Annotated in this window: 2 protein-coding genes; both read right to left on the bottom strand. The window is 60.0% G+C overall.

The features are described 5' to 3' along the window. Positions 1-111: 111 nt before the first annotated feature. The gene (locus OM960_RS24990; RefSeq protein WP_264773884.1) at positions 112-834 is read right to left on the bottom strand and encodes a CpXC domain-containing protein; all 723 of its coding nucleotides are present in this window, start codon (positions 832-834) and stop codon (positions 112-114) included. Between the two features lie 12 nt (positions 835-846). After that, on the bottom strand, positions 847-6,852 hold the full coding sequence (locus OM960_RS24985; RefSeq protein WP_264773883.1) for a hypothetical protein: 6,006 nt from the start codon (positions 6,850-6,852) through the stop codon (positions 847-849). Positions 6,853-7,376: the final 524 nt, after the last annotated feature.

Genomic DNA, 7,376 nt, shown 5'->3' with positions numbered 1-7,376 from the left:
GAACGCCCACTCATCGTCCGACATCAGGTCTCGTGCCAAGCTGGTCTCCATCGCAGATACCAGCTTGAATCATGATCAGGCGTCCGTGTGAATCCCTTTTGTCAACAGGCCCTAGGCCGATGCGTAATTCTCTTCGGCGTCTTCGGTCGATCCATCGGACATGTAGGTACGCTGCATATCGACGAATGGGCCAGCGGTCAGCAGGGCGCGGAGCTCTGCCCAGCCATCTGTATCTTCCGCAATCACATCATAGAGTTCCTTGCCGACTGAGACCCCCATGACAGCTCCCTCGTCTTCGGTGTCGAGCCAGCGGAACTGCATACGCTCGACGTCAAGGCCGATCAGGCGGCATTCGATCCCCCGCCGCATCGGCACCTCGTCCATGCGGCGAATGAGGTCCATCTTGACCATCTCCACGACCACGTCATCCAGGTCGAGATCGGCGATCAGGATCTTTTCCCGGACGGCAGGCCAGCCAAAGGTCAGGCGCGGAGCCAGCGCGTCACCGATCTCGCGCGCGGCGCCGGTCGTCTTGACGCCGTAAGTGGTGTCGAACAGCTCCTGCGCTTCAGTTTCCAGCTCCCCGTAATCCGACATCTGCCGTCCCGGCAGTGACATGATCCACTGGCCGCGGCCGACGTCGAGATAATTGAACAACGGCTCCAGGCGGAACGCGAACCCGCAATTGGGGCATTCGATTACCTGAAACGTATCGTCAAGGATGGCGTCGCGCAGGTCCGGCCGCCGATCGGCATTGACGCTTCCCACGGCCTCGATTGTATACACGTGGCCGCATTCCTGACAGGTGATGCCCGTATTGCTGAACAGCGACATGGCAAGCCTCCCTTAAGTATCCCGGTTCTCAAGCGCCGCAAACTCGGCGGTCATCGGATGGGCCGGTTTCAATTTCTTCGAATAGTAGGCGGCATACATTTCCGAGAACCATTCGCCCGGCGCGCGAAACTGGTATCCGGTCAGGCCCATCTTGCGGGCCGCCGCTTTGTATCCGACCCACAGACCGCTATAGGATTCGTGGATGATTTCGCCGTCCGAAAGCTCCAACGCCATTGCGGTTGCATTCGTTTCCCAGGGATTGTTCTTGGATTTGGCGTTTTCCGCCCAGTTGTGGATCTGCTGGCGGCGGCGTTCCCATTCTGTTGGCTCGATCTGGTCGGGCGGGTCCGTCTGGGGCGGGCTGGCGTTTCCAGACAGCACTTCCTGCACATAGGCCAGATCGCCGAATTTGAAGTGGCGAGCCACCTTTTCGGCAACCGAGCGTACATCGCGCCCGTATTCCGTCCAGCCGCCGAATTTCGCGTCGCCCAGCTTGGACCGCATGAAACCGTATTTGTCGTCAACCGAGTGACCGACTTCGTGCAGGGTGTTCCAGTTGAACCACTGCACCGGCTCGTCGTTGGCCGGCGCGTAGTCCGCGCGGTTTTCGTAACCCTCATCGCCCGGATTCCACGACCCCGTATTGTGGTCCGAGCCGAGCATTCTGCCAGCGCTGGTTGCTGCGGCGCCCTCGCGCATGCTGAGCGTCTTTTTTCCCCACATCTCAAAGGTCGAAGACCCGTCGGCCGCGCTACCGTCTGCCTTGCGGTAATCGTCGACGCCCAGCATGCTATCGCTGGACAGAGTGTGTTTCAGCGGCAGCTTCGACATCGCCTCATAGAATTTCAGGACATTCGGACCTTTGTTGGCGCCGTCGGCTTGGAGGGCGCCATCGACATAGATCTCCAGCTTGCAGCCGAACCGAGTTTCCAGTGCGATCCGCGTGATGTCGCGCCGGGCGTCCGGGTCGAGTTTCTTGACGATCACGTCAAGCTTGTCTGCGCCATCAGGCTGATCCAGAATCGCCTTCACGTCTTCTTTCGAAGGCGCGGCCGTATTTTCCAGCATCTTGATTGTCAGCTTTGCCCGTGCGGCAGCTTCGGCCGCGGCCTTGAGAGCCGCCATCGCCTTGTCCAGATCGGGTTCTGCCGCTTCGGCATGGCTGGCTGCCTCGGACAGTTTGGTCTGGAGCACTTTCATGTCGTCGTTGACGGCGTAGCGGTGCGCGCTGTCCTGCAACTGCTTCAGGACAGGATCGCCGGCGCCCGGCACCAGCTTGGCCCGTTCCTTGTCGTATTCGACGCGCCTGTCGGCCAACGCCTCATTCTTGTGGAACGTTGCGACGGCATTCAAGAGATGCGTCATCGCGGTCGCTTCTCCGGAAGCGATCATCATTGCCGGTGCCTCATTCATCGAAGCTTTAGTCCGGTTCATCCGTTCGGTGACAAACCCCTTGGCTTCGTGCGGTCCGCTCAGGAAATCGTCGACCAGCTTTACCGACTTAGTGGTTTCGCCGCGCACCTGGGCCACTTGGCGCTGGTGGATTTCCGCGGTGCCGCAATCGGCGCAGGCCTGCTTAATCAGATCCCGCACGTCGATACTGCCCCCATCGATTGCTTTCTGCGCCGCGTCCAGGGCGCTGCTGGCGGCGATGATCTTATCCGCAAGTTGTTCCTGTGGCGGGGCTGCGCGCAATTGCGTCACCTTGTCCCGCACCTCCTTGATTGCGGCCTCAAGAACAGACTGGTGGGGTGCGTCACCCACGCCTTCGAGAACTTTCAAACCGGTATGCAAATCGCCGGTTGCCATCGCATCGGTACAGTTTGTCGGAATCTCGTTCATCAGCGCCGTCGCGGCGACGTAATCGCCCCGCATCCGCAGGTCTTCGGCAGACTTGTACTTCACCTCTGCGCGGTCGAGCAGCGGTTTGATCACGGCGGCGCGTTCGGGCGGTTCCTTGGCTTCGTCCAGCTTGCCGCGCGCCGCCGTCTTCGCCGTTTTATAGGTCTCATTGAGCGGGATCTGCCGATTGAGCTCGGCGACCTTGGCCTTCAGCTCTCCCATCAGCGCAGTGGCCTGTTCGAACTGCCGGTTCTGGGCCAGCTCGTCCCCCTTTGCCAGGCCCTTGTCGATCTCGGCAATCAGATCGTCGAGACCGGGGTTAGGGCGCGTCGGCGTACCCAGATCGTCGGTCACGTCGTTTTTGCGAGCATCCTTGTAGGTTTGGTACCGCGCGAGAATCGTCGTGCCGTGATGGGTGTACCAGCCTAGTTCTTCGATCTGCTTCTTTGCAGAGACAAACGCATGATCGCGGAACATCTTCTCGATCTGGGTCTTCATTGCCGCCTGACGGTCCAGCTCCATCTTCAGAATCGGTTGATTGTCTTCGACGGTTGTCTTGGCGGAGGCGTATTTCGTGTTTCGGTCGTTTCGCGCCTCGATGTAATCCGTGCAGAGCTTTTCGAAAGGCGCCTTGAGATCCTTGCCCGTTTTGATGAGCTTGTCAGATCCGGCGATGTCGAGGCGTTTCAGGCAATCGTCGGCATCCTTGAGCAGTTTGTCCAACCGGTCCCGCTCTTTCTTGAAAACGTCGCTGTCAGGCTGGCCCTTGAGATGTGTGATCAACGATTCAATGGTTGTGCGGTCGGTCTGCTGCGCGGTTCTGGCGTCCGCCTTGCGCCCGACCTTTTCGCATGCCACCAACGCCTCGGCGATGGTTTTCAGTGCCGCGTCGAAATTGAAACCGGGGGGCGTGGCTGCGTCTTCGGCAGCCTTCAGCTGCTTTTCCAACTCCTTTATGTCATCAGTGATTATTTTGTGCGGGTCGACATTCTTACCGGGCAAGGTGTTTTCGACCTCAGTCTTGAGCTTGGCAACCTCGGCGTCGTATTTTGGCTTGCGTTCGACCTTCTGTAGCGCGTCCTTGAGAATCTTTTCGATCTCCTGGAGCTTCCCTTCAGCGGTTGCTGCGTCGGGCTTTCGAGCCTCTTTGCCATCGCCCGGCGGGTCCGCCTTCATCGCCTCCTTGGCCGCGGCAAGGAGAGCATCGACCGAGTTAATCTGGTCCGCGAACGTACCTTGATCCTTGCCCTGCACATCGGCTTTAAGACCGGGGATCGCATCGATCCAGGCATTGATCTGTGCTGCTTTGGCATCTTCGCCTTCACCTGCGGCCTCGGGTTTGGCATCCGCAATCTTCTTGGCGCCGTCCAGCAGCGCCTTGGCCTGCTCCCCGCGGGCCTTTGCGGCCTCGATCGCAGTGGTGGCTTCGTCGAATTTCTTGATCATTTCGAACGCCGCGGCTTGCGAAAGATAACTGTCCGCAGCAGCAAGTTCCGATGCCGCAAAGCCGTTGGCGCTGTCATTGGTTTCGCGGATCTTGTCGAGCGCCTGAGTGATCGGTTTCTTTTTGTCGACATAGGTCTTGTATTTCACCGCCAGCGCCTTTTGTGGCGCGAACATCGGCTGGATGGCCTCCATCAATTTGACAGCCGCCACAAATTCACGCGCGTCCTTGAACTGATCCAGCCTGTCTTTGTCTGCCTTGGCCCGAAGATAGAAATCTTCGATTCCCGCGCGGCCGTCGTGGCCTTCTATGGCTGTGTACGCGGTGTCGAAGGCTTCGCGCTTGTCGGCATAGTCCTTGGCCAGCGCCAAGATTCTGGTGCCAGCCCTAACGGAATAGCCGATCTCGGCGGCCTGACTATAGGCCGCAATGAAATCCGGCGGCGTTGCACCGGCAAGCGCTTCGGCGCGGGCGGCAAATGCGTGACAGGGTGTCAGTTCCGGCAGGATGTGTCTTTTGTATTTGTCGTCCGCTGCATCCAGTTTCGCGATTTCAACCTTGTAGTCGTTTTCGTATGCGTCTCGATAGCGCTGGTGTGCGCCTTTCGCCTGCTCGGCCTTGTGCAGTAGGCCAGGGATTTTATTCAGTTCTTTCATCGCCTCTGAGAACTGTTTGCGGCCGGACAGGCGCGCCGCCTTGATCAGACATTGCTGCGCCTCGTCCTTCAGTGCCGCACTTTGGGCATTTGCGTACGGCGACAATGCGCCCAGAGTGCTCGACCGCTTGTCTCGGATGGCTTGATAAGACCCAGTATCGTCTGCAAGCTTCAAAAGCGCATCGTAAGTATCCGTAACGGATTTCAGATCGGTGCGGGCGTCAGGATAGTTTGCGGTATCCGTTTTGGCTTTCGCCGCCTCGGCGTCCGATTTAAACGTATTGAACGCTGCCAGAACAGGCTCACCGCTTGCGGCGCTGTGGCCGCCAATGTTGTCGCGTTGAATGGTGTAGAGATCCCATTCCCGTCCCCATGCCTCTTTTTCGGCCATCAGTTCATGAATAGCCTTCTTGTGGGCTGCGATATCCGCCTTGGCCGTTGCAACGGCGGATTTGACCGCCTCCAGCCCGTCGTCGCGCGACAGGTCGAGCGTCCCGGCGATGCGGTCGGTTTCTGTCGCCCAATCTGCCGGTGCATTGTCGCCGAAGTCGGCGGCGAGCTTGCGCAGCTCCCTGATATCATTTTCCAGCAGATGTTCGGCATTCGACAGTTCCACTGTCAGCCCTGCGTCTTCGACCGTATCGTTGGCCGGCGGGCCTTCGGGTTTGGCGGCTTTGGCCTCGTCCAGCAGCTTCTTGGTGGCGCGCAGAGCGGCGACGGCGGCGTCCCAGTCTTTCTCTCCGGCCTTAGTGTTGGCCTGTTCCCAAGCGGCGGCCAGCGCGGTGGTGTCGGTGATCTTGGCGCGGATCAGCTCCTCGACTGGGCCTTTCATGGCCGGCGCTGCGCGGTCCCAGACCGCCTTATTTGCCGACTTGTCCTGTTTCGGCGTGCCCTGGTCGGGCGCGGTATCCATCTTCGCGATAAGCTGCAGCGCGACATCTGCGGCGCGGATCGCGACTTCGTACTCCTGTTCTTTGTCGGCCTTGGCATTGGCCGCGGCCCACAAGCCCTCGATCCGCGACCGCTCGGTGGGGTTGAGCGACAGTGCCCTTAGAATTTCGGGTGCGGCTTTCTTGCGTTTATCGGCCCACATGCTCGCCAACAACGCCTGCTTGCGCTCAGCCTCTTCCTGCAGCTTTTTCTTAGCCGCATCGGGCGAGGACGGCGCTTCGTTATGCGCCAGCTTCACAAGGCGGGTGATTTCCGGCAACGAGCCGGCGGCAGCCTTGTAATCCGGCACCACCGCATCGGCCTTTTCGTTAGCCCAGAGCCAGGCGGCGCGCAGCGCGCCCGGATCGCCGGTGCCCAGCTTCAGCGCCGCGGCAACCAGCGGTTTCAGACGATCTGCACCTTTGCGCCACCGGTCACGTTCAGCGGCATCGTTGCCGGGATCGTCCGGATCGCCGCCGGGATCCGGATCGCCGCCCGGCCGGTTGCCGTCGCCTGATCCGCCGGCTGCCGCAATCGCCGCTTCGATCCTGGCCAGCCCGGCTGCCGCCTTGTTGAGATCGCCGCCGGAAATCATTCCGATCACGGCTTTCAGAGCCGGTGCGATTTTGTCCCTGGCAGCCTGCGACAGCTGCTGCAAGCGACCGTTTGCCGTCTTGACCCTTGCAACCAGCTCGGCCTGCGAGAGCGCCGGGCTTTGGGATGCTTGCCGCGTTCCGGTTTCTTCCGGACTCTCGGGACGCTCGACCTGTTCGGGGGCTTCGCCTTCATCTTCGCCCGTTTCGAACTCGTTGCCGTCGGGCGATTTGATCTTGACCTTGAGCGACAGCTTTGCCGCCTTCAGAAAAACCGCGCACTTTTTCTTCATGCCGGCCGGCGGTTCGCTTTCGCAATCGAATGTCAGGCTGTTGCCGTCGACCGTGATCTTTCCGAAGGTTGATTTCGCGGCTTCGACACCGTCGGATTTGCGCGCCTCCTTGAACAGCATCGACCCGTCTTTCTTCGGGTGTATGATCAGGGCGGTATCCTCGGGCTTCTTGCCGAGGGCGAGGCCGAAATTCAGCGGCTTCGTTCGTGCCATGCTGATCTGCTGCTTGAGTTCCTTGATACCGGCTGCGTCGAGTGCCACGATTCCCCCCGAGAACTTTGCTGATAGTCAATGAGGCAGACAGAGACCGTGATTTTTTGGGATTTCACGACCAAAGTGCAGCCCCGGCGGAGACCAGTCCAGTTTTTTCTTGTTGCGCCGGCTGACGCGCGGGGTGGTGTCATTTGTGGACGGCTCCAGTTTTGCAAGGGTTTTCTTGAGCGAGGCTGATCGAAGCGGGTTGCGGTCATTTGTCCGGCCTTTGAGCGCGGTGCGTCTGACCGCTGGCCTTGATGAAGTCCGCGTGCTGGGTCCCAATCAGACGGACGAGCTTTGAAGCCCCGACAGCACCTCGGGGTGTCCCGGCAGCGGTCTCGCTTGATCATCATCATTCTCTTGTGCCCTTGCATCTCGTCACGGCGCCGTTGCGCCGCCGCCATAGTCCTCCTTGGCGGTGTCAGAGGAACCTGGCTTGCGGCGAGGCAGGGCGCCGACTAGCGCCGCTTGATGTCGAAACCTGACCCGTTCAAATACTTCAAGACGAGCCGCGAGATCATCCGCCTGGC

This window comes from Defluviimonas salinarum (genome assembly GCF_026013545.1).
Classification (GTDB): domain Bacteria; phylum Pseudomonadota; class Alphaproteobacteria; order Rhodobacterales; family Rhodobacteraceae; genus Albidovulum; species Albidovulum salinarum.
This window is presented reverse-complemented; position numbering and strand designations above follow the sequence as displayed.